Raw genomic sequence first — 24,754 nt, 5'->3', positions numbered from 1 at the left:
AAGGTGTAGGACTTGCAGCTTTAACCGTGGGAGTGTCAAATTACTGATTTAACATGAGTATGTTCTTCCAATTCATTGGGATTGACAAAGTCAAATTTGATTAGACATTACAGATATCGAATTTGAGATTAGCTACAATAAAAAAGGAATAAACCGTTTAATAGAAAGAGTCAATAATTCTAAAATCGAGGAGATTGTCATTCTGTATAAACATATGTTGATTATATTTCGAGAAAACATGCGTAATACACAGAGAACGATTATTGGTTTAGTAAGCACTACCGTAAAGATGAAGTAATAAAAATTAGTTGCAGATTCAAATTTGAAACCTTCAAGACGCAGACAAATAAAACTAAGCGGATGCGTATGGAGTTGAGAGAAACCGATTCTTGCGAAAAAAGCAAGGATTAAATCTGCCCAAGAACAAAAAAATTTTCCAGATGAAACAAATGAAAGAATACGCATGATTATATGATGTATCCAATCATGTTGCTGGACAAAGCAGTAAAAAAACTGATGCAAGTATAATTTAAGCTGCAAAGTTCGCAGCCATCTCAAAAAGAATTATCTTACTTTAGACCATAATAGAGAATTGAATTCTGTACGGAACAGGATTCAATTCTTTTCATATTGATTGTCACATTTATTATTTTAAATATAGTAGCCCTAAGTAGTAATTTTTATGCCTTACGTATTTCTTTGGGAATACCAAAAAAATAAGTTAGGATGAAACCAGCTAGATACCCGGTAAATAATCCAATGATATATTTTAACCATTCTCCGTTTGCGATTAAAGGAATTAAAGCTATACCAGATGGTCCAATTGCAATGGCTCCCACGGGTTGTAATAGACCTATGACTGCCCCGCCAATACCACCACCAATACAAGCCGTAATAAAAGGGCGGCCTAATGGCAATGTGACGCCATAAATAAGTGGCTCACCAATCCCAAGGATACCGACAGGAAGTGCGCTTTTTATTACAGTTATCAATTCTGAATTCTTATTACAACGGACCCATAAAGCAATGGCTGCTCCAATTTGTCCTGCTCCTGCCATTGAAAGCATAGGAAGTAATTGTGTTGTACCTGATGAATGAATCATTTCAATATGAATTGGTATTAACACCTGATGTAAACCCAACATAACAAGTGGTAAAAATGACATTCCGAGTACCATTCCTGAAAGGATACTACCATGTTTTAATATCCAATCGATACCCCACATTAATTTATCTGATAAAAAACCAGCGAATGGCATAATCAAAAAAATTGTAATTAATCCCACCATTAACAATACAATCGTGGGTGTAACAATAATATCTAGTGCATCTGGAATCCATTTGTGTAACTGTTTTTCAAAAACTGATAATATCCAAACAGCTAATAGAACACCTAAAACCCCACCTTGCCCCGGTAATAATGGCTCACCATTAAATATATTGTTTATTGGAGAATTAGATGGCATTCCTGTTAAAAGAGTTACGCCCCCGATAATTCCACCGAAAGCTGGTGTTGCTCCGAATTCTTTAGCTGCGTTAATTCCAACATAAATAACCAAATAACTAAATAAAGCGTTTGTAATAATATTCATAATAGTGATATACGGTTGCCATGTAGCGTAGTTTAATGTTCCGATAGTAATATTATTTTGTAAAATAGATGTAATACCAGAAACTAAACCTGCTCCGACAAAGGCCGGTATTAAAGTAATAAATATATTTCCAATTTTTTTGAGTAACGATTTAAAAGGTGTATTATTTTTTTTCGCTTGTTCCGCTTTGATATGAGCACCTTTTATTTGTAAATCTTCCGTAAAAGACGAGGATGGATTAAGAGACACGTTTGCTTCTTGTGTATTCATAAGATGGAATTGTTTTGCCACTTTTGTAACTACACCTGGCCCCAAAATAATTTGATATGTGTCATCATCCACAACTCCAAGGACTCCCTCTATTTGTTGGATAGCATCTTCATTTATTTGATTGCGATTTACTGCCGTTATTCGGAGGCGAGTCATACAATGTGTATAAGATAATATATTATCTTTTCCACCCATCGCCTCTAATATTTTCGAAGCTACATTTTGGTATTTATCCATATTAAATTCCTCACAATTTTGCAGGTTTAATTGCTTGACGAATAAATCCTTGTGTTTCTTGTAGGCGTTGCATAGCCTTTTCTTTTGAAAAACCTGTTAGAATCATTACAATTGCTGTTTTTGGTTTATTATCAGCTTGTGTTAAATATAATGCTGCTGTTTTATAATCACAATCCGTAGCGTCCATTATTATATGTTTTGCGCGTTCTGCTAGTTTCTCGTTTGTTAACTGTACATCCACCATTAAATTTCCGTATGTTTTTCCTAACCCGACCATAGATGCTGTTGAAAGCATATTACAAATTAACTTTTGAGCTGTCCCCGCTTTTAATCGAGTAGATCCAGTTAGTACTTCAGGTCCATTATTAATTTCAATTGCAATATTTGCTTTTTCTCCAATTATAGATCCTTTATTACAGCTTATCGCTACTGTTTGAGCACCAATAGAGTTTGCATATTCTAAAGCACCAATTACATAAGGGGTCCGCCCACTTGCAGCAATTCCAACTACAACATCTATATTTTTCAGATAAATGTCTTTCAAATCTTGTATTCCTAATTCTTTACGGTCTTCTGCACCTTCTACTGCTTGGATAAAAGCTTTTTCACCACCAGCAATTAACCCCACTATTTCTTTTAGATTTGTTCCAAACGTTGGTGGACATTCTACAGCATCTAATAAACCAATCCGTCCGCTTGTTCCAGCCCCAATATAAACTAAGCGCCCGCCCTGTTTTTTTGCTGATATAATCGCTTCAACAGCTTTTGCAATTTGTGGAATCTCCAATTTTACGCTGTTAGCTACTTTTGCATCTTCTTCATTCATTGTAGTTAAAATTTCCATGATTGACATCTCGTCTAAATTCATAGTTTTATTATTACGAATTTCTGTCGTTAAATTTTCTAACATCTATATCACCTTTTCATATAATTAATTGACACTCCCACGGCTAAAGCCGCAAGTCCTACACCTTACGGTGTAACGGATGGGATTCTTGAATAACGAAACGTTCGCAGTCCATTTCTGTTTTGAATAGCCTTCAAGATGAGGGTGTGTCATCACCCTCCCAAGACAGACCATTTAGGTTCTTAGGTTGATTGACTGTTACCGCCAACCACAGTTGCGTAGCGAATATTCATCGCTCCAACGATATCGCGGTGTTTCTCAAATCCGCATGGACACTTATATTTTCTATCTTGTGCCTTGTTCTTCTTCGGGCATTTGGGACATGTTTGACTTGTATAGGCAGGATTCACATATTCAACCTGTATACCAACTACTTTCGCTTTGTACTCGATGGATTGCGCGAGGCGAAAGAAGGACCAAGTGTGTAGATTCTTTTCGTTTTTACGGCTTGTTCGTGCCGTCTGTCTGATATTCGTGAGTTGTTCTAATCGAATGACAGAAATCGTATGATTCGTTGCGAAATCGACGACTTCACGACTTACTTTATGGTCTTGCATCCACCTGTATTCCTTATCATCAAATTGTCGAAGGGCATTTCGTTTCTTAGCTTTTTCTACCTTCCTACGAACACTACGAAACTTACGTTTCCTGTATGTGCTTCAATAAGTCGCAATTGGTCGGTTAATACGGCACGAACTTTGAAACGTGTTGACTTCTTATGGTTTTTAGTAGCACTCTGTATCCAACCTCTCTTTCATCCCATGCCTAAAGGACATCGGCTTTCTCGTTCGGGAGGGCTGTAATAAAAAAAGTCCTCATAAAGAAACCAATTCAGTCTACATTTACAGAATAAGCTGGATTTCAAACAGATACAAAAATTGAATTTACATCAAACACCCCAAATAACAGAAAATTCAAAAGTCTTTAGCGTATTACCAAAATTCGTGAGACACGTGCTCAATTATTAAAATAACCGAAAAAAGGTTTTATTATGTATAAAAATGAAGACAAAGTAGATAATGGAGTATTTATCGGTTGAAGATAGTATTTTAACGATCCAAAAGAAACAAAGGAATTTCAGTTGACAGGCTATATTCGATATATACGACGCGAACAACGGATAGGAATATTGTGATGGAACCATCAAAAGGGGCATTTACTTTATGTGAATTTTAAAAAGAAGCTGTTTTTGATATGTAATAGATTAGGTGCTTTTTTATGCACAGAAAAGTTGATATTTCTGTACATTTTATTTTTAAGTAATGAAATAGATATTTTTTAGTAACTATCTATATTTACCAAGCTATAAAGTAGTCCCTATCTTATTTCTGTCCTCAAGCATTTTAGCTACGATAGTAAGAGATCTATTTTTTCTTCGGTTAAATCTCGATAATAACGATCAGGATATTTTTGAAAGGCCTGTAATCGTATATCCCAATACGCTTTGACATCTGCTTACGTCAGGTATCTGAACGTTAATTCGTTAAATGGGGCCTATTTGTTTTTTATTGGTCTGAATGAAACATACTTATAACCTCCTAAATTAATGATTGTGTGGCGTTGTAAATACGTAATACAAAAAATGCAATGAAGAACATGTTGTCTAAAAACAACATTCCAAAATAATATAAAAACATTCTGTTTATTTAATGTTCAAGCATCGGCAAGAAAAATACTCCTCCCAAGCTTACAAAATTCATCTCCCAGCGGTAAGTGGGAGATGAATTTTGTAATTTAGTATTCTCGCCAAAGTTTTGATAAACAAGCTACATGAGATTCTTAGATAACTTGATATAAGAAGGAGACAGAAAGAAATAGCGTCCGAAAGCCTAACCATTCAGTTCCTACTTAAAATAGCAACCATACTAAGAGAGACAGACAAAAGGTTCCTTGCATCACGGAACTGAAAATTAGTTTGTACAAAACATTCTATTCTTTTATATGATTTTCTTCTATTCTTTCCGTTTTCAACCAGTCTTTTTTTCTTATCAATTGACGCCAACAAGCTAACCACACACTTGGAATTACTAGTAAATTATACAGTGGCATACTTACTCCTGCTAAAGCACATTGCCCAAAAGTACAGCTGTTCGCTGCTTCCTTCTTAGTGACTTGATAATAACGAATCCCCCAAAATAACCCAGGTCCGAAAACTAAAAACCCCCAAAGACAAAGAGCTGATACATTCCATATCCATTGTTTGGATTCAATAAAAAATTGAAAATCATATGAATACAGAAACATCCCTATCAATCCCCATGATAAGACCATAATCAAACTACCTATTAAACTTGTCCACGGCTGTAATAAAAAATACAAAATATCAATTTTTGCGAGAAAAGGTATTTTTGCTTGTGAAACTTCTCTTAATCGACGAAGACATTGCATATTCCCTTGTGCCCAGCGGCTTCGTTGTCTAATGTAGCGAGTGATTGATGTAACACCTTGCTGATACATTATACTATTAGATAGATGACGGATTTTCCATCCACAAATTAATAAGGATAGACCAAAATCAAAATCCTCTAACAAACAACTTGACCAAGGATTTTCCCCTAATTCTTGCATGGCGCTCAATCGAGAAAACTGTCCATTTCCTCCTAACCCAACACTCTGTAAATATTCACGACTATTTTGAATCGCTGTCACACTAGAATAAAACTCCACATCTTGCATAAAAGATAACCAACTTTTTCGGTTAGTCATACGAATATTCGTTTGTGCAGCCCCAACCGTTGAATCTGCAAAAGCATGTTGTGCCTCTTGTAAAATATTATTACTTGGCCGACCATCTCCATCTACAATCGTCAAGATAACTTGGTGAGGATCAATAGATAGACGATTTACTACTTTGCAAATTTTTTGATATGCATCATTTAACGCATCTCCTTTACCAAGGCGTGCTTGTGGATACTTTCTCTGATACACTCGAACTCTGCTATCATTCATCTGTCGGACGACCTGTACCGTATCATCATCTGAAGCATCATCAATTACAACGACAAGCAAACGATGATAATCTAATTGTAATAAAGATTCTACTGTTTTCTGAATTACTTTCGCTTCATTTAAACAGGGTATACAAAAAATAAAGTACGGTTTTTCTTTCTCTAAAGGAATCTTCCTATCTCTGGAATTATATCTAGGTAGAAGTGAAATAAATGTGATATACATGTAATACAAAAATACAAGTGGAACAGATATTATTCCACAAACCCATAAAGCATTTCCCACTCTTAGCCCCCCTTTTTACTCAATTATCTATATGGAAAAATCTTATACCAATTGCAATATAACAATTACACGACTCTGATATCCTCCCTTCTCTCGAATAAATTCACCTGTACAGGTAATAAGAGTAACACGTGATTCCCCTTGTATATTCATAACCTCTTCAGGTACTTCATTCATCGGATATACATTTTTTTCTACAACCTGGAATGTGCGAATTTCTTTATCTTCATATTGAATAAGAACTGTTTCGTTTTTTTGAATTGTTTCTAAATATTGAAAATCCCCTAATTCACCTTTCCAATCTCGATGCCCTGCAATTAAAGAATTTCCTGAATTGCCAGGAATCGCACTGTTCCGATACCACGAGGCCGTTTCTAAACCATCCTTCACAACCATTCTCCCGTCTTTGTCTAATCCTACTGGAAGAATATTAACCGTGCCTTGTGTTCGCTGAAAAGTGAGTTTCACGGGTACGGAACTAATATTCATTGATGATTCTTGCTCTTTTTCATTTTGTGCACTTGGTACAATAGGCTTAATCAAAATCGTCTGTTGAACTGTTGCATCAGCTGTACCAAGTAAAATCCTTTGTTGCACGTAATATCCTCCCCCCAATATCAGCAAACAAGTAAGGACAAACACTATTCGTTTTTTCATATCCATTCTCTTTCTTTGCGCATATTTGAGCAAATTAATCCATTATACAAAACAAACATCGCTGATTTAACATAAGAATTTACATACTCTCCCCTCATTAATTTAGTTAGGACTTGACGAATAGAAATAAGACTTATCTCAAATTGAGTTGCTAAACGATATTGATGAAATACCTTCCATTTTTGATATATATTATTTATAATATTTAACTTTATAGATTTATATGCTTGTTGCTTTCGAGACTGTTGTTGCATATCTATTCTCCTTTCACGCTATTTTCACTCCTACTATTAAACAATAATGTTAGATTGATTATTGCATTCCTGATTAAGCAACACATGGGTTATTTAAAATTTTCCCATTCAAATTTAAGGACATCTCATTACTTCCTTCAATTCGAACATAGATGCGTAGGCCGATTAACTTTTATCAACAGTCATAGTTGCGTAGTGAGTATTCATCATCCCAACGACGTCAACCTAATGCCGAAACAAGCCTCTTGATGAATACACCAAAAAGCGGTTCGAAATCCAAATACAGGACTTTCAGCAAAAAAACATCTAATATAAGCAAACCATTTTACAAAAATAAATTATACAAGGCGGTTGCCAATTACTATAGATAAAAAAAGGGATTTGCATAAAGACTATTTCACTCCATCCCATTCATTCCCTTTTACATAGTGGGTCTTTTACGATTTCTATAAAAATTACTTTTTCGAAAGGTAATTATATGTATATTCATTAATAAGTCATATTCATTACAATGTATATGTTCTAACAGCACTCTTTAAAATTAATTTAGAGAATTTCTGTTATATCATCAATAGTTTTTTGTAAATTCAGATTATTCTATTCTGAATTTTCCAGAAAAACTTTTACAATTTCATTGTACGTACAAAAGGAGGGGAGTAAGAAATGAGTAGCAATTTAGGAATAAATCCACTGGTCCCAGCAACAGGATTCGGCCCTGTTATTGGTTTTGCATTAATAGATGGATACCCTATTTTAGCCATTATTTGTGGAATATGCTGTGCCACGATATTCGCAAGCATGATGTATCGGTATACAAAAAAAAAAACCACCCATATGGACGTGGAGAGCAACTTTCCTGTAAAGAATGATAGATAATCTCCTCTTTATGAAAAGTTAATTTATTATAAAGTTGATGTAAACATGCCCATCAACTTAAAAGCGAGAACAACCTGAATTTCCCGTTCATCGAATTAAACCATTTCTAAACTAAGTCAAGCCTGTATGGGTTTCATTTTTTACATTATGCAGCTCTCTTTTATTTTTTCAATTCGTTATCTTCATAGAAACCACCCATGATATCAAAGACAGTCTTCTTCTCATATCTGTACGATTTAGCGCCCATTCTTCTGTAGGAGGAATGGCTCAAGCAGATTAGGATTTTTGTTCTTTCGTGGGTGTTTTCCTGTGTAGATTGATACAAAAGAGATGGATAATCCTGAATCATACCAATCGCTTTATACTCACTTAACGTCCTTACGGCCTGCTTAAAGTGGGTAACACCTAGGTATAAAAAAATCTAATGCTATTTTAAATTAATAGCTTGATACATAATCGAAACACCAGATACTTGGTGTATGCTACTAAATATTAAGTATACTCTTTTTCTAAAAACCCCGTCCACAAGCTTTAGCACTGTTAGATTTGCTAAGTCAAAGATAGTCACATTAAGTAAAAGGTGAAAATTCGCGAAGCTCTTGTTGTTTACATATATTTAATGCCGCAATTTTTTGTTTTAATAACTGTTTTGTAAACATATATAATTTAAAATCTAATTTATTATCAAGAATAATTAGATTTACAAGTTCATTGGAAATGTCTTTTTTTAAGTCTGAATTTACAAATTGATTCAACTTTTGGTATTTCATATCCTTCCAATTGAACCTTTCTTTCATTAAAAATAAAGATTCATTGTACATATCAGTAATTCCAGCTATAGAAAAATGATTAACAATATTATGTTTTGCAATATCTAAATCTGGAAAGTCTGCACCTGATACACGTAAGGTTTGGTAATTTGGATAATATAATTTTTGTTTAATAAAAGTTTCAAGATCCACCGTTGGCGTTTGCATATGCATACTAAAAAAATTATTCCGTTTGTAATGATGATATAAGGACAGTATATGTTCTACAGGTTCTCTTAACATAGTAATATGGGCAATATTTCTCGACGTATTTATTGATGCTAGTAACGGCTCCTGTACTATATGATTATATTTCATTCCATAGCTAAAATGTCCACTAATACTTTTAGCTGTATGAATGTGTGATAACACCCTATTTATGATTTTCTCTTTACTATTCAGATTCGGCACAGATGGATCTGCATATATACTTAATGAATCAGGACCGTATTGTTTATCTAAAATATCCCTTAAAGTTGTACCACCGGTTTTGGCAATGTGAACAAAAACAATCAATTCACTAGTCTCATTCAATTTTTATCCCTCCTAAGGATATATTTTGTTCCAGTACTTCAAAATTCAAAACAAATCCATAGCATTTATATATAATATATAGTTCATCGATAAAAATATGTGTAGAATATTAGTTTTTTAAATTGATACACTATAGCATACTACATCACCATATAAGAAAGCTAAGAAAGCGCTTTCTTATAAATCCAGTTAAAGACCTCTTCAAAACATTGGTTCCAGAGGCATGTGACAAACTAGATATCGTGATATCGTACTATTTAGAAAAAACACCCATAAGAGTGCTTTTTTATACAGAACATGGCATTAAACATTCTGTGTTATTATCGTACTTTCTATTGAAAATCTATACATATATTAATGGACCTTGTAGGACTTGAACCTACGACCGGACGGTTATGAGCCGTCTGCTCTTACCAACTGAGCTAAAGGTCCCTGATAAGATAAAGTATACCTATCTTATCATATTAGAGTAACTATGACAATCGGAACTAGTCAAAGAGAAAATACTCTTGTGAGCACTTTTCTTTGACATGTCGACATGATAACTACATCAAATTTAATACCATCTTGTTTCACCGAAACACCGATATGAATTATTTCCATCTCACATATATTTTACCATATACATGCGCGGGTTGGTGCAAATAAAAAATACGTTCCAAATAATTCATAATGGGACTCCCCCAGTTTCATTTTATTTAAAAGAGGCGCCTTATTACTGAACCCTTTTAACACTTTTCATCACATTCCCATTTATTCTGCTTCTTATTGAATACTCTACCTTATTCTTTACTATAGAAAATCCACACAGATTGATTCTAAATTTTCCATCGCCATCTGTTTGAACACAGTTACTATGTTTATTAGATTAACATTCATAGTCATCACACTTCTTTACTATTTCCCTTCACTACTCTTTTCCCCTGTTATTTTACCTTTGTAAAAGGTCATCTTTAGAATTCACGGTTTGTCTCTTTTCGGTTATATTAAAAGTACCCTAATCTTGTTCCTTATAGCAATGAAGTTATAATGAACCTTTTTCTACTCTTTATATGCACAGCTACTTGTCTACTACAGATAATGTAGCTGTGCTTGTTTGTCTACCTCTTCAAAAATTTCTTCACCATTTTAACTCGAAAAGATATCTACACTTCTCTGGACGCTGCATTACCCTGCGTCTTATTCTGCATAACACTTACTCTCTCTAACTTCTGTGAATCCAGTCCGTATCTATTTTCTCCTCCAACATGGAAATGCGTGTACCGATAACTATAATTTGTTCTCATGTATTCATTCTCCCCACAACTAAAAAACAATCGACACCTTCCATTACTTAACATTTTGTTTTATACACGCATACCAGTTTCATCAAAATGAAAAACACGAGATTGAAGAATCATATCTTTTGTTTCTTAAAGAAAAGTCTGTAATTAAGTCTAAAAATTGTTTGTATGATTGACTAACGTTTCTTCACTGATAAAATGACCAAAACAACCTTGAAAGAATTCTTTCATTCATTTCAAAGAAAAGTACTGCTAATGAATTAAATAGAAAATCCATCTTTTATATTTGGAGCATATTGAACAGAACGAGCAACCATAGAAGAAAACCAAACTGCTTGACTTAAAATAACAAATTTTTATAAATCGTCATACATTGAAAGAAAATTTAATATACCTATCAGTAGTCTATGTATAATTTAAAATACATATTATGTATGTCCGACTTAGATTCCAATATAATTGTGTCAACTCTTATATTCACGAATACTTGATGATGTATTTCTAAAAAGGATGTATATATTTATTATATATACATATACGATAACGATATTAATGACGTTATTATGTATGCTTTTACACAAACCACAACACATTATTAAATACTGTAAGAATCATATATCGATATCAAAATTATAAGCAGGAAATATATACAAAATATTCACTATATTTTAACGTTTCAAAATATCAATAATAGAAGTATTTATATATAACTAAAATTTATTTTATGAGGAGGATATGTACATGGAAAAACCCTTAGTAAGTGTTTTAATTCCTGCCATAGGAAACCCTCATTATGTAGAACTTGCTTTAACAAGTGTTTTACTCCAAACTTATACAAATATTGAAATTATAATTAGAGATCCTTCTACTACCGATACAATACAGATTTTATTAGAAAAAGAGTTCTTACCGTACTCAAATAAAATAACGTATATTAGAGACTCCAAATATATGTCTAAGTTAAATATATTACAAGAGTTATTAAAAGTTTCAAAAGGAGAGTATGTTACCTTTCTTATGGAAGAAGACCTACTTTATCCATCGAAAATTGAAAAAATGATGAATTATTTTTTAAGAGATAATACAAATTCTATAAAATTAGTTACGTCGTATACAGAACCTATTGATATACAAGGAAATATACTCCCTGTTGTAAACAGCATAACAAAAAATCACGCATCAGATGTTCAATGGGATAGTACAATAGGTAGCCATTTTATTTTAAAATATAAAGATTATGTGGGAGGACTATCCGCCCCCTTATTTAGAAAACAAGATTTAATTCAACCCTTTGGACAATTTGCAGGGCATCAATTCATAAAAGATGTAGAAATTGCCTCATGGCTTACCTTATTAACACAAGGATCCTTGGTGGTAATTATAGATGAATTAACATTTGAACGTAAAAATATTGATAATCAAAAATATAAAATAGATATAGACCTTATTACAGATTGGATTAGTATAATTAAATTAATTAAAAATAGTAGCAATATATACACTAAAAATATTGAAAGGATTATTGTTCAAAAATTATTAGGATGGCTAAGCAATTTGTTAGCAAATAAACAAAATATCTTTTCTCTAATGGAACAAGAAAAAATGAATTCCTATAAAAATTATTTATATGAATTACAAACTTAAATTCATATTTTATGACTTTATGATATTACGTTTAAATAAATACCTATAGAAGAAGACTAGTATCATTTTACAATGCATCATGTATATACCTACTTCTATTTTTCAGCATAATGATATTAACTTCTCAACACTTAAGAAACGATTATGTTCTATATTCCGAAATGCTTGATTATTCCGTTTATATAAATGATATATAAGCAGGACCATATAATTTATTTTTTTGAAGGAAAGCAGGTGTTGATATGTGTAAATATTCTAATTTTTCAATTCAAATCACTTCAAAATATCATTCTTGTGACGAGAATAGAGGTGTTAATCCTGAGAATTCAAATGAAATATCGAAGGCACAAACTAATACACATATAGAAGGTATTAAGACACAAGCAGAAGGGCTTGCTTCTCATGCTGAAGGGTCCCATACAAAAGCAAGAGGAGTTGCTTCTCATACAGAAGGTGCTTATACAGAAACAACAGGGACTGCTTCTCATGCTGAAGGATCTCATACAAAAGCAGAAGGGATCGCTTCTCATGCTGAAGGTGTTAATACAACATCATGGGCAAATTATTCACATGTAGAAGGTGCTAATACTTTAGCAAAAGGGACTGCTTCTCATGCTGAGGGAAATAATACAGTAAGTTATGGAGAAAACTCTCATGCTGAGGGACATTATACTACTACAGGTCATGCTGATGACCCTTCACAAGGGAATAGTTCTCATGCTGAAGGGTCCCATACAAAGGCAGAAGGGATCGCTTCTCATGCTGAAGGAACTCATACTTTAGCAAAAGAAACTGCTTCTCATGCTGAAGGGTCCCATACAAAAGCAGAAGGAAATAGTTCCCATGCTGAAGGGTCCCATACAAAGGCAGAAGGGATCGCTTCTCATGCTGAAGGAACTCATACTTTAGCAAAAGAAACTGCTTCTCATGCTGAAGGGTCCCATACAAAGGCAGAAGGAGTTGCTTCTCATGCTGAAGGACATTTCACCATTGCTTATGGGGGAAATGCTCATGCTGAAGGACACTTTACCATTGCTTATGGGGAAAATGCTCATGCTGAAGGACATTTTACCACTGCTTATGGGGAAAGTGCACATACCGAAGGTTTTTATACTATGGCTCAAGGTAAAGCTGCTCATGCTGAAGGAGCTCATACCGTAGCAAAGGGGAATTTTTCTCATGCTGAGGGTGTTAATACGCAAACCATTGGTGATTTCTCTCATGCTGAAGGCATTGGAAATAGTGCAGGATTTAAAGGCACTCATATCATGGGGAAATACGGTGATACTCAAGAGTCCTATTCCTGGTTTATTGGTAATGGGGTATCGCCAGATAATAAAGAATTGGGCGCAAAATGGTTAGCAAGTACAAGAAATATGTATATTGATGGCTCTACATATTTTTCTAACGGAACTGGTTATGCTGAAATGTTCGAAGTGAAAAATGAATCCATTGATATTGGTTATTTTGTTACATTTGATGGAGAATACGTACGAAAAGCTACAGCACAGGACGAATATATTTTAGGAATAACTACTGATACATCTAGTATTTTAGGAAATAGTGCCGAAATGAGGTGGAAAGAAAAATACGTTGTAGATGAATGGGGAAGATTACAATTTGACAATATAAATTGTTCAGGAATAATAGAAAAAAGTGCTATATTGAATCCAGATTGGGATTCTGAAAAGAAATATATATCTCGATTTGAAAGATCTGAATGGGTCATTGTTGGCTTACTAGGTCAAATTCGAGTAAGAGATGATGGAACATGTTCAGTTGGTGGATATTGTTTTCCTAATACAGAAGGTATTGCTACAAGAAGTCAGAAAGGGTATCGTGTAATAAAACGCATAAATCCTAATCAAATTCTTATTATGTTTAACTAATACTTCCTCTTTGCAAAAGATTTACAAATTAATTATTCTATTTATTGACTATCAATTACTTTAAATACAATCTTTTTGTAGGTTAAATGATGACCTAAAATATATTGTACTAGAGGTGATAAAAATTGACTGCTGAAGATCCGCTTGTAAGTATATTAATCCCTACGTATAATCGAGCAAATTATTTTCAAATCGCTTTAAAAAGCGCTCTCGCACAAACCTACTCTAATATCGAAATTATAGTTGTAGATGATAGCACTAATTTGGATACATATCATTTGATACAGCCTTATCTTCAACAATATCCACACATAAAATATTATAAAAACCATAAAAATATTGGCGGTGCTTTAAATTTCATTAAATGCTATGAATATTCTACGGGAGAATATATAAATTATTTAATGGATGATGATACATTTCACCCTCATAAAATTAAAACAATGTTACAATATTTTTTAAATGATACCTCCAAACAAATCAAATTAATTACCTCATATTTTTCATTAATTGATGAAAATGGAAACGTTCTTCCTCATAATGTCTATAGTCATCGAAAATTTAAACAAATAACGATTGTAGATGGTACACAAGCAGGCGATTCTCTTGTATCTGAATTTAATTGGATTGGGGTGCCTACCATCCCTTTATTTAGAAAAAATGATTTATCGCTTCCATTTGGTGTTTTTTCTGATAGATTATACCGTTCAGGTGTAGATATTGCAGCTTGGTTAAATCTTCTATCTAAAGGAGATGTATTATACATCCCTGATTCTCTCAGTCAGTTGCGTCTACATTCTCATAATATTGGTAAAGATAATAATATGCAATTATATGCTATAGAGGATTTATTACATTTATTGTTTCATTGTAAACAAAATGGGTTTTTAAAAGAAGATTCTGAATATAAAAAAGCATTAGACATGGTACAACAAATCTTCAATCATATATCCCAACGATTTCCATTAAACATACCACAAAAAAGATCATGCAATTATTATTCACTACTCCTCAAAAAATTAATGGAATCTTATACACACACATAAAAATTAAAACCTTAATACTTCCCTACAAAATTTATAAGTTATCGATCACGTTATATATATTTGAACAAGAGAGGAAGAATTATATGGAAACGCCTCTAGTCAGTATCCTAATACCTACGTATAATCGTCCTGTCTATTTTAAACAAGCACTATTAAGTGCACTTTCACAAACATACTGTAATATAGAAATAATCGTGTGTGATGATAGTACTAATGACAAAACACAAAACATCGCATTGCAATACACTAAAGAGTTTCCATATATTAAATATTATAAAAATAAGATAAACATTGGTGGTAGACGCAACTTTCAATTGGCTTTTCAAAAAGCAACAGGAGAATATATAAATTATTTAATGGACGATGATTTATTTCATCCTCATAAAATTCAAAGAATGATGAAATATTATTTATTAGATTCAACAAATACCATTAAATTAATTACATCCTATCGCCAACCTATTAATGAGCAAGGAAAAAAACTTTCAGATTTTACTTTTACAAAAAAAAAGTTTAATTCTGACACTATAATAGACGGCATTGATGCAGGAAATTCGATTCTTTTAGAAGGAAATTGGATTGGCGAACCGACTACAGCTCTATTCCGAAAAAAAGATTTAACTAATCCTTTTGGCCAATTTTGTGGTACACAATATGTTTTTAATGTAGATATGGCAGCATGGCTTAGTCTTTTATTAGATGGAAAACTTGTTTATATTTCGGATACACTAAGTTATCTACGACTGCATACATCAAATATTGGAAAAAACCCAGAAATGAGAATAGATGCTTTATTCGATTGGCTCCACATGTCTTTTCATTGTTCTCGTCATAAATTTTTAGAACATCCTCATCATTTATCTCAGCGTATAAAGTTAAATTTACAAGTCATACAAGATTTAGAAACCTTATATGAAGATCAACTATCCCAAAATAAAAAACAATTTTTATTATTTTATAAACAATGCTTACAAAAACATTTAAAAAAAGTTACTTGTATGCCAATTCACAAAAATAATTTTCCCCTCAAATAAATATAGTACGCTAAACTGGACACTATGTTCAGCGAATTAAGAATAACTATAATTCAACTTATGAGGGGAGTTTAACTGAAAAAATTACACATTCAATAATTTATCACACTCCCCCTATTCATTATATAAAAATATGAAAAACCCAAAAAAACTAATATTAAGTTATTAAACAAGCAATATAAAAAATTAAGGTTCCTATTTAGAATTTAAAATAGACTAAAAAACATTCTATCATACTAACAAGAGGTGATAAAAATTTGAATAACAAAATGCCCTTGGTTAGCATAATAATTCCCACATACAATAGACTGAATTATTTTCAACAGGCTTTAAAAAGTGCATTAGCTCAAACTTACCGAAATATTGAAATTGTAGTTGTGGACGATAGTACTAATTATGAAACTTATAATTTAATCCAACACTATTTAATAAAATACCCTTATATTCGTTATTATCGTAACAAAACAAATATTGGTGGTGCTTTGAACTTTATACAAGGTTTTGAATATTCCAATGGTGAATATGTGAATTTTTTAATGGATGACGATATCTTTCATCCTGAAAAGATAGAAACAATGATAGCTTATTTTTTAAACGATACCACCAACGAAATTTCATTGGTGACGTCTTATCGACCTTTTATAGATGAAAACGGAAATAATATCCCAGACAATATTTACAATCAAAAAAGATTCAACGAAATTACTTTAGTAAATGGGATTAAAGCTGCTAGTTCTATAATCTCTGAATTTAATTGGATTGGCGAACCCACAACTCCACTTTTTCGAAAAAAAGACTTACTCGAGCCCTTTGGTGTCTTTTCAGGAAGATTGTATCGATCTGGAGTAGATATTGCTGCATGGTTACATTTACTATCTAAAGGAAACCTAGTATATATACCACTGCCTCTTAGTAATCTACGTATACATTCCAATAATATAAGTAAAGATACAAATATGTTATTGTATGCCGTACAAGATTTAATACATTTATTATTTCATTGTAGACAACATAAATATCTTTTAGAGCCAAGTGAATATCAAAAAGGATTAAAAAATACCTCTCATTTTCATTCCGTTCTTTCCACCCAATTATCTTTAACCACCAATCAAAAAATGAAATTAAATTATTATTCTTTACTTTTACTTAAATTAAGTAAGGAATTTAAGCAAGACTTCAGTTCACTACACACATAACAACATTAACGGATAATGAACTCCCTTGTTCCAAAGATTATTGCTTACGATTTATAGCCATGCTAAACTTGCATGGCTTCTTTTTTTGAAATAGATAGCTACCAAATTTATATGCTCTATTGATCATCATTCGTTTCACCCATTTCGCTGCGGTTCTACTACAAAACAAACATCCGTTCGAAAGGTAGTAAAGTAACACTTTATGTATGTCGAACAAGTAAGATGGTTTCCTGCCATCCCTTGTCCGAAACCAATTCTTCTCCCGCCTACTCGCTTCACGTTCCTTGAGGAAAAAGTTTTCTTAGCTAAAAAAATAAAATTATCAGCGTTATTCAAAACCGATTCTTAACTACAGTGTCTGAACAACTTAATTATAGCCAACATAAAAGGCTGTTTTTATTTTTTCATCGTGAAACCAAAAAATTCATATCATTATATAGCACTGTGAAAAATTTTTTGTAACACTTGACCCCACAGTCTGTCATCTAATAATAAAGGCATCCCAATACTACATGTATATAGTAAATCCCAATCATATTCAACAACTGTATCGCCATCTATATCATTAATTAATAGTACTCGAAATTCACCCTGAATCATCTTAGAAAGCACCGTTTCTAATCGCTTTGCTTCTTCATATGTCCCACCGATTCTTACAAATAAAATCTTTTGACATGTTTCTAATTTATTTAAAAATCTTTGTATTCTTCTATCCAACGTTACTCGAAATTCTTCATACATCACCCAATTCTCGGGTGTATTCCTTGTTATGGGAAAATCATGTACTGATGTAATATCATATACCTTATCTGTTAATAATAAGCATTTACCAGATACATCATATCCATCCCATAATAAGTTTTCCTTTTTCATAAAATCCCCAAATCGATTTTCTAACAAATCGATTACTTTCAAAAGTTTAGGGGAAAGCATCCAATCTATAACCCCTGTATAAAGTCGAAGTCGATATTGTACTAATCTATAAGATGCTAAACAACGTCCCCCTAAACTAAAAATAGCATTATATTCACCTTGAACATCTATTAATTTCATAGATTATCTCTCCTAATTTCTAGTTCACTCCATCTATTTCGAACTATCCAATATAAACAGAATATTAAAACCCTTCCATCGTCTCACAAATGCTAATCCTATACTTAATAGTTAGCATAAAATTGTAATCATTATTTTCTAAATATCACTATGTGAAATTCCTTTCAATAATTAATTCCGGCGTTCATAATTATGATTCTCATTCGTTACTATTCCTACACCACAGATAAATAATAAATTCCAATCCTATTCGACAACCGTATAGCAATCTTTTCTAATTATTAATACTCCTCGAAATTCACCTTGTACCATTTTAGACAACAACATTTCGCATTACTTTAACTCTTTATATACACACCAGTTCTTACAAATAAAACTTTTTGACATGTTTCTAATCTTTGAAAAACTCTGTATTCACCTCCCCCATGCTGCTCGAAATTCTTCATATATTATACGTCAATCTGTCGATATATTTTCTGTCACTAAAAAATGATGACATGATATAATATCATATTTTATATCTTTAAATTGGTTCCAGTTTCATTATTTTAACGACCTTTAAAATTATATATGCAGCTTACAATACGAGTAAGTAAAGAGACACACGAAAAAACATTTAAGTTATTCATATACAAAATTAAACAATTTAAATGTGATACGCAGAACTTTTCTGAACACTTTCACTTCGTTTAGAAGAGAGAATTCCTAAATATAGCGTTCTAACTAATTCTAATTTATTAGGATAGCTCCACAGTTCCTGCGGCTAGAAGCCGTATCGCTTCATTCTTTAGATTGATACTTGCGATACTTGAGAAAGGAGTTTTATTGACTAAAATGATAAATTTCATTTTTACCATATATCGTCGTTCTTCATCCTTCTTTATTTTCCCTTTACTATCTATCATTTTTCAACTCATCATATTAGCTTCGTTATGCTATTATGAAAATGTAGTCAACATATCCTCTTCCCTATGAGAGGATATACGCTTTCTTTATCTATTCACACTTGGCACAACCAAATTATGTATCACAACATGATTTGGTTGTGCTTTTTAATGGTACTAAGAAAAATGTTCGATATCTTTTAAATCTCTATAGATCCACGCTGCGCCCCTTTAATGATTCCATTTTAAACGCATTACATATTTCTTTACATAGATATGCCTAATCGAACACACCACACTGTTTTCTCCTAATCAAAAAGAGAGTACCCAAAATAAAATTTGGGTACTCTTAAAATAAACTTTTTATAGAAAGGATTTCATGAGCGGATAAATACCAATTAAATGGTTGTCCTATACTTCAATGTATGCTTACCCTTAAAAAAGGTTCTTGGCACCTCTTTAAAATGGTTCGAAAAACCAAAAAAGCACATAACCATCGTGTTCTTTTGGTTTTATTCCTTACAGCATATCATACACAATTAATTTAAAACAGGGATTTTTTGGTTTAAAAAACCATTTTTCAGTTCATAATAGAGATGGAGGAAGAACTTATTATCAAATTGGTACACTACATGTACTTATCTGCCCGTATACCGTACCAAATAGTACCTGTCTTCCTCCTCCTACTATTCAGAAGGTCGAAGAATGCACAGGATACCTTATATGACATCTAAGATTACCCCACACACTTGTATATCCTTGCATTCTTCATTCCTTCGCCTGTCTATACTTTCACAATCCAATATCCGGTCGTTAGACTTATTTTCCCCTTTGCTTCCATACCCTGTTCTTTTTATAATACATAGCATCTTTATTCATAAAGTCCGCAGTGTGACCCGGAATATTAAATTTTTTATTCTTTTTCTTTTCCCTTTTTTTTCGCCTTTTTTCCTCTTGAATAGCTTGAACATCCTCTTTCCATTGCTTTAACATATCCTTCGTCGTTCGCATCAGATTTTATTTCTCCTATGCACATGTTTAGAATTACTTTAACTGAAAAAAGAACAAACAAGAAGCATATATACTACCTATATCAAGAGACTAATTTAGAGGTGTAAAAAGGATAACTCTACACCCGATGCTCTTCCGTCAAAAACTTATATTATCTATAAATTATCTTTTCAATAAACTTGTTGGTTTCCATGATTCTATTTTTAGAGATGCTTCCGTAACAGGTTTGCTTTGCACCATATCTCTCCAGCGATTACATATAGCGGGATTTCTTTTTGTAACATCTCTAGAATTTCCGACATCAATTCCTCACACTTTTTCACAAGATACGTATGGAGCCGATTTATCCTATGCTAGCGGTGGATTGCGAATAAACCGTCCCGAAAATATCTCTCGAGGCGTTCAACAAGAGTATAACGGAACGAATTCCTTAAATTTCTAATCTCCCTGTGCCCTTCTGAAAACATTCGCTAGATTCACTTAATCAACTCTTTGAAATACTTACAATAATTTTTTCAATTAACTCTTCTAGTTCAGCAGCTGTTTCCAAATCTGCAGTATTATCCGCAATTTCTTGTAATTTTGCAGATAATGCAATTAAAAAGTCTGTGGGTACTTTCATTTTTGTATCCTCCTCGTATAACATTATTGCTTTAATCCATACTAGCTATAGGCTAGTGAATAGCCTATAGCTTCTTGTTTTTTCTCTTCTTCTACTGAGCTGTTAGCGTTTGCTAGCTGCTTTGTTGTATAAATTTTTATATTTTGAACGTGCTCTTCGTAAGCTAATTTTTTGGTATTTACGATTGACCTAATTTCCTTAAATCAATTCATGTTATAATGAACTCGACATATGTTTTTATTAAACTGTCAGCCCCAACTGGCAGTTTCTCCTTTAATATACTTCTCAACATAACCTTTTGATAAAATTCCCCATAATGACTAATAAATAAATTCCCAGTATCTCGAATCCTTATATCTAGATGCCAAATACCCTTGAAAAGATCTTAAATCATAAGTACCCTAAATAGAAAGACGAATCACTGATGTAATTTGATATCGTAGTCATCTATTTTTTTCAAATTAATTGCTATATTCCCTGTTTCCATAGATTCTTCAGAACTATAGCCCTCATTAGCATATGCCTTAAAGTTATTGAATCAGGTACATGGGGTTTCTTGCCCATCCCCTCCAAAAGGTACATTAAGGATTTATTCCATAAAAGGAAATGTCTCTGAATCAGTCTGCCCTACTTGATTCAGAGACATTTTAGTGATTCTATTCGTAAGAATAGATACCGCGAAGTTAAGATTCTTTCATTAGCCCACGTTTTTCAATCTCACGATATAATGTTGATTTTGTTACAGTCGTCTTTTTCTCGATTTGCTTAATCGTGTACTTTCTCGTTTTCCAAAGATCAATGGCATGATCTACTAAATCCTTGTTTTTTCCTTTACGTCCAAACTTTACTCCATGTTCCCTCGCTCTGAGCTTACCGGCCATCGTCCGCTCACGAATGAAATTACGTTCTATTTCCGCGAACAGCCCCAACAGCGTAACCATTGCTTTGGTCATAATATCATTGTTCCGGCGTGTGTCAATCCCGTCAGATATGCAAACGAGATGAATCCCCCTCTCAGTAAATGATTCGTAGGTCTTCAACACATCAGATATGGATCGTCCCATGCGATCTAATTTGGGTTCTGGTGCAAAAAAACAAAATGTTTGAAATGTGTTTTTCAAATTTGGCTATACTGGTATTACTACTTCAAAAAGGTGTGTGATCAGTATGGGACCAGAAAATTTATTTAAGTGGAAACATTATCAACCAGATATTATTTTATTAACAGTACGTTGGTACCTGCGGTACAACTTAAGTTTTCGTGATTTGGTAGAAATGATGAAGGAACGAGGGTTATCTTTGTCTCATACAACGATTATGCGTTGGGTTCATCAATACGGACCGGAACTGGATAAACGTATTCGACGTCACCTGAAACAAACAAATGATTCATGGCGAGTGGATGAAACATATATAAAAGTAAAAGGGCAATGGATGTATTTATACCGTGCTGTTGATTCTAAGGGAAATACGATTGACTTCTATCTCAGCAAAACTAGAAATCATAAGGCTGCAAAGAGATTCTTTAAAAAAGCTTTGCAGTCTTTTCATGTCTCAAAACCTCGTACCATCACAATTGATAAAAATCCTGCTTATCCAGTTGCCATCACCAAATTAAAGAAAGAGAAAAAAGTGCCGTTAGGCACTCAAATTCGACAGATAAAATATCTAAATAACGTAGTGGAGCAAGACCACCGGTTCATTAAAAAACGTGTACGCTCTATGTTAGGATTTAAATCTTTTGCCACAGCGACATGTATTCTTGCAGGAGTAGAAGCCATGCATATGATAAAAAAAGAACAGGTTGATTTACGGAATCAGTCTGTTCAAAATCAAAAAGAATTTATTCATCAATTATTTGGATTAACAGTGTAAAGAACGATTCCGATAGGAATCCCCATTCTTTCTTGGGAACGTATCCTTTCTTTGCACCAGAACCATAGTATCAGTATGTCCAAGATTTAAAGTCTCATTTTAAAATTTTTATATTCTTTGTATAAGGATCGGTTTTTTTCAGTGTTTCTTATGAAAATCACAAGGAGATAAATTATATGTAACTACTCAGCTTAGTTAAACAAAAAAGCATGCCAAATACATGTTTCCTGTTCGAAAACATGAAAAAGAACACACTCCGATAAGAGAAAGAATCTATATGAAATAGAAACATTCTCTTACGAAAGAGTGGTATTCCAAGGAACCGTTCCGGTTTTTAACACCTGACTTATCGCTTGTAATACTGATTGATTTTGTTTTTTCATGGTGCTCATAAAACTACGTATGTGGCAAAATGATTCTGCACCTTCCTTACTTCGAAACGTCCCAGACACTTTTTGTTTGACTTTCGTCATCCGAATATCTCGCTCCGCTTGATTGTTATCAAATGGAATATCTGGACTTTCTAAGAACGCTAGAATTCTGTCCGCATACTTAGCAAAGCGATTCCATAAATTTTGAGAAGGCGTCTGTTTTCTTTTCTTTTTTTGTTCTGCAGAAGGCACCTGTTTGCCTTTCAATATGGCCTGGTATGCGGCAAACAGATTCTTTTTCTCTATTTCTGGAATATTTCCCTTGTATTGCTTTTTTATTGTCAAAGCTTGTGTAAGGAATTCTTTCATTTGTTGTGCCCATGTTTCTCCGGTACTATCTATAATCCCTTGCAAATCTCGCAAGAGATGGGCATTACATAAAACATGACGACAATCTGTATACACATCATACGGTTTCCACCCATCATGCATAGCAATTCCAGAAAAAGAAGGCAAGATTTCACCTGCATCCATCGCTTCTTTTCCGCGTTTTTCATGAATATGTTGAAATGTCACCTCCGGTGTACTCGCAGTATGTAACCATTGTGTTTTATTTTCTACTCGCATACCGGTTTCATCAAAATGGACAACAGAAGACTGCAGAATCTGTTCTTTTACTTCTTCGAGAAACGGCCGCAATTGAGCAGAAAAAGCATGGGTATGATTGACTAACGTCCCTTCGCTTATCGAATGTCCAAAACAATCTTGAAAGAATTCTTTTGTTCGTTTCAAAGAAAGGCATTGATAATGTGTTAAATAAGGAATCAGTGTTTTTATATTTGGACCATATTGAACAGGACGAGAGACAGTAGAGGGAAACTGGGATTCTTGGATAGAATGGCAATGTGGGCACTCTTTTTGTTCCACTTTATGTTCTGTGACTTCTATCAGGATAGGTGGTAAATCATACACTTGGCGAATGCGGTATCCTTTTACAGGTTCATGTTTTAAGGACGTGTGACAACAAATACAATGCGTAGGAGAATAGGTAATCATATTGTCAGGAGTCGTTGTCAAATGAAGTGTATGTCCTTTGTGGCCCAACTGGCCACCGGTTTGACGCTGGGATGATTTTCGCAAACTTTTTGTAATAGGCTTACGAAAACCATCTGTAGAGGGTGGTTTATGACTATTTGTAGAGTTTTTTTTTGAACGATTTTCTAATTCTTCTATACGCTCTTTTAAATTCTGTATTTGACTTTCTAATTGATGAACAAAATCGTAAATAGCTTGAGGTCCCTTTTGATAGACAGCTAGAATTTCTTGTTTTTTCAACATAAATACCACCTCCTTGTCTGATATATCTAGTATTCACACAAAAAGTACATATCAGACTAGTAAATGAAAAAAGCCTCCGTGAGGAAGCTGAGTAGTTACAATTATATTTTTTACTTTTAATAAATGTCCTTTTCTAGG

General features: G+C 33.2%; 18 protein-coding genes, 1 tRNA gene and 4 pseudogenes. 8 read left to right on the top strand and 15 right to left on the bottom strand.

From position 1 onward, the window contains the following. Nucleotides 1–680: 680 nt before the first annotated feature. The 6 genes and pseudogenes from MHI28_RS31085 to MHI28_RS31060 form a co-directional block, all read right to left on the bottom strand. Complete coding sequence (locus MHI28_RS31085) at nucleotides 681–2,099, bottom strand: PTS transporter subunit EIIC (protein ID WP_340828490.1); 1,419 nt, start codon at nucleotides 2,097–2,099, stop codon at nucleotides 681–683. Between the two features lie 10 nt (nucleotides 2,100–2,109). Beyond that, complete coding sequence (gene murQ, locus MHI28_RS31080) at nucleotides 2,110–3,009, bottom strand: N-acetylmuramic acid 6-phosphate etherase (RefSeq protein ID WP_078187187.1); 900 nt, start codon at nucleotides 3,007–3,009, stop codon at nucleotides 2,110–2,112. Between the two features lie 179 nt (nucleotides 3,010–3,188). Beyond that, nucleotides 3,189–3,659 (bottom strand): annotated as a pseudogene (locus MHI28_RS31075) (RNA-guided endonuclease TnpB family protein); the annotation flags it as partial. Nucleotides 3,660–4,935: 1,276 nt separating this feature from the next. Then, nucleotides 4,936–6,240, bottom strand: coding sequence for a glycosyltransferase family 2 protein (locus MHI28_RS31070; RefSeq protein ID WP_340828489.1), 1,305 nt, complete (start codon nucleotides 6,238–6,240; stop codon nucleotides 4,936–4,938). A gap of 42 nt (nucleotides 6,241–6,282) precedes the next feature. Beyond that, complete coding sequence (locus MHI28_RS31065) at nucleotides 6,283–6,837, bottom strand: class F sortase (protein WP_340828488.1); 555 nt, start codon at nucleotides 6,835–6,837, stop codon at nucleotides 6,283–6,285. Between the two features lie 56 nt (nucleotides 6,838–6,893). Then, nucleotides 6,894–7,151, bottom strand: coding sequence for a hypothetical protein (locus tag MHI28_RS31060; protein WP_340828487.1), 258 nt, complete (start codon nucleotides 7,149–7,151; stop codon nucleotides 6,894–6,896). 663 nt (nucleotides 7,152–7,814) lie between these two features. Here MHI28_RS31060 and MHI28_RS31055 point away from each other — a divergent pair. Next, a complete protein-coding gene (locus MHI28_RS31055; protein ID WP_340828486.1) occupies nucleotides 7,815–8,027 on the top strand; it encodes a hypothetical protein in 213 nt (70 codons plus the stop codon). 160 nt (nucleotides 8,028–8,187) lie between these two features. On the opposite strand, the pseudogene MHI28_RS31050 reads toward MHI28_RS31055, so the two are convergent. From MHI28_RS31050 to MHI28_RS31035, 4 genes and pseudogenes are all read right to left on the bottom strand, one after another. After that, nucleotides 8,188–8,406: pseudogene (locus MHI28_RS31050) on the bottom strand (IS4 family transposase); the annotation flags it as partial. A 190-nt stretch (nucleotides 8,407–8,596) separates the two neighbouring features. Beyond that, nucleotides 8,597–9,370 (bottom strand): hypothetical protein, encoded by a 774-nt coding sequence (locus tag MHI28_RS31045; protein WP_340828485.1) that lies wholly within the window; start codon nucleotides 9,368–9,370, stop codon nucleotides 8,597–8,599. A gap of 358 nt (nucleotides 9,371–9,728) precedes the next feature. Then, nucleotides 9,729–9,802 (bottom strand) — tRNA-Ile (locus MHI28_RS31040). 713 nt (nucleotides 9,803–10,515) lie between these two features. Continuing rightward, nucleotides 10,516–10,656 carry a hypothetical protein gene (locus MHI28_RS31035; protein ID WP_340828484.1) on the bottom strand — a complete coding sequence of 47 codons (141 nt, stop codon included), beginning with the start codon at nucleotides 10,654–10,656 and terminating at the stop codon, nucleotides 10,516–10,518. 738 nt (nucleotides 10,657–11,394) lie between these two features. Between MHI28_RS31035 and MHI28_RS31030 the strand changes: the two genes are divergently transcribed. The 6 genes and pseudogenes from MHI28_RS31030 to MHI28_RS36225 form a co-directional block, all read left to right on the top strand. Continuing rightward, on the top strand, nucleotides 11,395–12,297 hold the full coding sequence (locus tag MHI28_RS31030; protein WP_340828483.1) for a glycosyltransferase family 2 protein: 903 nt from the start codon (nucleotides 11,395–11,397) through the stop codon (nucleotides 12,295–12,297). Between the two features lie 242 nt (nucleotides 12,298–12,539). Then, a complete protein-coding gene (locus MHI28_RS31025; RefSeq protein WP_340828482.1) occupies nucleotides 12,540–14,186 on the top strand; it encodes a peptidase G2 autoproteolytic cleavage domain-containing protein in 1,647 nt (548 codons plus the stop codon). Nucleotides 14,187–14,311: 125 nt separating this feature from the next. Further along, the gene (locus MHI28_RS31020; protein WP_340828481.1) at nucleotides 14,312–15,232 is read left to right on the top strand and encodes a glycosyltransferase family 2 protein; all 921 of its coding nucleotides are present in this window, start codon (nucleotides 14,312–14,314) and stop codon (nucleotides 15,230–15,232) included. 83 nt (nucleotides 15,233–15,315) lie between these two features. Continuing rightward, a complete protein-coding gene (locus tag MHI28_RS31015) occupies nucleotides 15,316–16,266 on the top strand; it encodes a glycosyltransferase family 2 protein (RefSeq protein ID WP_340828480.1) in 951 nt (316 codons plus the stop codon). 269 nt (nucleotides 16,267–16,535) lie between these two features. Then, nucleotides 16,536–16,923: pseudogene (locus MHI28_RS36230) on the top strand (glycosyltransferase family 2 protein); the annotation flags it as partial. A gap of 95 nt (nucleotides 16,924–17,018) precedes the next feature. After that, nucleotides 17,019–17,181: pseudogene (locus MHI28_RS36225) on the top strand (glycosyltransferase family 2 protein); the annotation flags it as partial. A 713-nt stretch (nucleotides 17,182–17,894) separates the two neighbouring features. Here the strand turns inward: MHI28_RS36225 and MHI28_RS31005 are convergent. The 4 genes from MHI28_RS31005 to MHI28_RS30990 all read right to left on the bottom strand — a co-directional run bounded on the left by MHI28_RS31005 (nucleotide 17,895) and on the right by MHI28_RS30990 (nucleotide 22,096). Then, a complete protein-coding gene (locus MHI28_RS31005; protein ID WP_340828478.1) occupies nucleotides 17,895–18,515 on the bottom strand; it encodes a DUF1796 family putative cysteine peptidase in 621 nt (206 codons plus the stop codon). A 1,703-nt stretch (nucleotides 18,516–20,218) separates the two neighbouring features. After that, nucleotides 20,219–20,392, bottom strand: a complete 174-nt coding sequence (locus tag MHI28_RS31000) for a hypothetical protein (protein ID WP_445661797.1) — start codon at nucleotides 20,390–20,392, stop codon at nucleotides 20,219–20,221. Nucleotides 20,393–20,894: 502 nt separating this feature from the next. After that, a complete protein-coding gene (locus MHI28_RS30995; RefSeq protein WP_176116623.1) occupies nucleotides 20,895–21,032 on the bottom strand; it encodes a hypothetical protein in 138 nt (45 codons plus the stop codon). A gap of 683 nt (nucleotides 21,033–21,715) precedes the next feature. Next, entirely contained in the window at nucleotides 21,716–22,096 is a 381-nt protein-coding gene (locus MHI28_RS30990; RefSeq protein WP_340828476.1) for a recombinase family protein, read from the bottom strand. Between the two features lie 103 nt (nucleotides 22,097–22,199). On the opposite strand from MHI28_RS30990, the gene MHI28_RS30985 reads away from it, so the two are divergent. Further along, complete coding sequence (locus MHI28_RS30985) at nucleotides 22,200–22,907, top strand: IS6 family transposase (RefSeq protein WP_100910020.1); 708 nt, start codon at nucleotides 22,200–22,202, stop codon at nucleotides 22,905–22,907. A 296-nt stretch (nucleotides 22,908–23,203) separates the two neighbouring features. Here MHI28_RS30985 and tnpC read toward each other — a convergent pair whose 3' ends face one another. Further along, a complete protein-coding gene (tnpC, locus tag MHI28_RS30980; RefSeq protein WP_197233369.1) occupies nucleotides 23,204–24,616 on the bottom strand; it encodes an IS66 family transposase in 1,413 nt (470 codons plus the stop codon). Between the last annotated feature and the right edge of the window lie 138 nt (nucleotides 24,617–24,754).

The organism is Bacillus sp. FSL K6-0268 (assembly GCF_038005425.1).
GTDB lineage: Bacteria > Bacillota > Bacilli > Bacillales > Bacillaceae_G > Bacillus_A > Bacillus_A thuringiensis_S.
Note: the sequence above shows the minus strand (reverse complement) of the source record. Positions and strands in the feature narration are given on the sequence as shown.

Excerpts from the sequence above, each read along its gene's own strand:
- MHI28_RS31085 (WP_340828490.1), bottom strand. The coding sequence starts at position 2,099 with ATGGATAAATACCAAAATGTAGCTTCGAAAATATTAGAGGCGATGGGT.
- murQ (WP_078187187.1), bottom strand. The coding sequence starts at position 3,009 with ATGTTAGAAAATTTAACGACAGAAATTCGTAATAATAAAACTATGAAT.
- MHI28_RS31060 (WP_340828487.1), bottom strand. The coding sequence starts at position 7,151 with ATGCAACAACAGTCTCGAAAGCAACAAGCATATAAATCTATAAAGTTA.
- MHI28_RS31055 (WP_340828486.1), top strand. The coding sequence starts at position 7,815 with ATGAGTAGCAATTTAGGAATAAATCCACTGGTCCCAGCAACAGGATTC.
- MHI28_RS31035 (WP_340828484.1), bottom strand. The coding sequence starts at position 10,656 with ATGAGAACAAATTATAGTTATCGGTACACGCATTTCCATGTTGGAGGA.
- MHI28_RS31030 (WP_340828483.1), top strand. The coding sequence starts at position 11,395 with ATGGAAAAACCCTTAGTAAGTGTTTTAATTCCTGCCATAGGAAACCCT.
- MHI28_RS31025 (WP_340828482.1), top strand. The coding sequence starts at position 12,540 with ATGTGTAAATATTCTAATTTTTCAATTCAAATCACTTCAAAATATCAT.
- MHI28_RS31015 (WP_340828480.1), top strand. The coding sequence starts at position 15,316 with ATGGAAACGCCTCTAGTCAGTATCCTAATACCTACGTATAATCGTCCT.
- MHI28_RS31005 (WP_340828478.1), bottom strand. The coding sequence starts at position 18,515 with ATGAAATTAATAGATGTTCAAGGTGAATATAATGCTATTTTTAGTTTA.
- MHI28_RS31000 (WP_445661797.1), bottom strand. The coding sequence starts at position 20,392 with ATGTTAAAGCAATGGAAAGAGGATGTTCAAGCTATTCAAGAGGAAAAA.
- MHI28_RS30995 (WP_176116623.1), bottom strand. The coding sequence starts at position 21,032 with ATGAAAGTACCCACAGACTTTTTAATTGCATTATCTGCAAAATTACAA.
- MHI28_RS30990 (WP_340828476.1), bottom strand. The coding sequence starts at position 22,096 with ATGGGACGATCCATATCTGATGTGTTGAAGACCTACGAATCATTTACT.
- MHI28_RS30985 (WP_100910020.1), top strand. The coding sequence starts at position 22,200 with ATGGGACCAGAAAATTTATTTAAGTGGAAACATTATCAACCAGATATT.
- tnpC (WP_197233369.1), bottom strand. The coding sequence starts at position 24,616 with ATGTTGAAAAAACAAGAAATTCTAGCTGTCTATCAAAAGGGACCTCAA.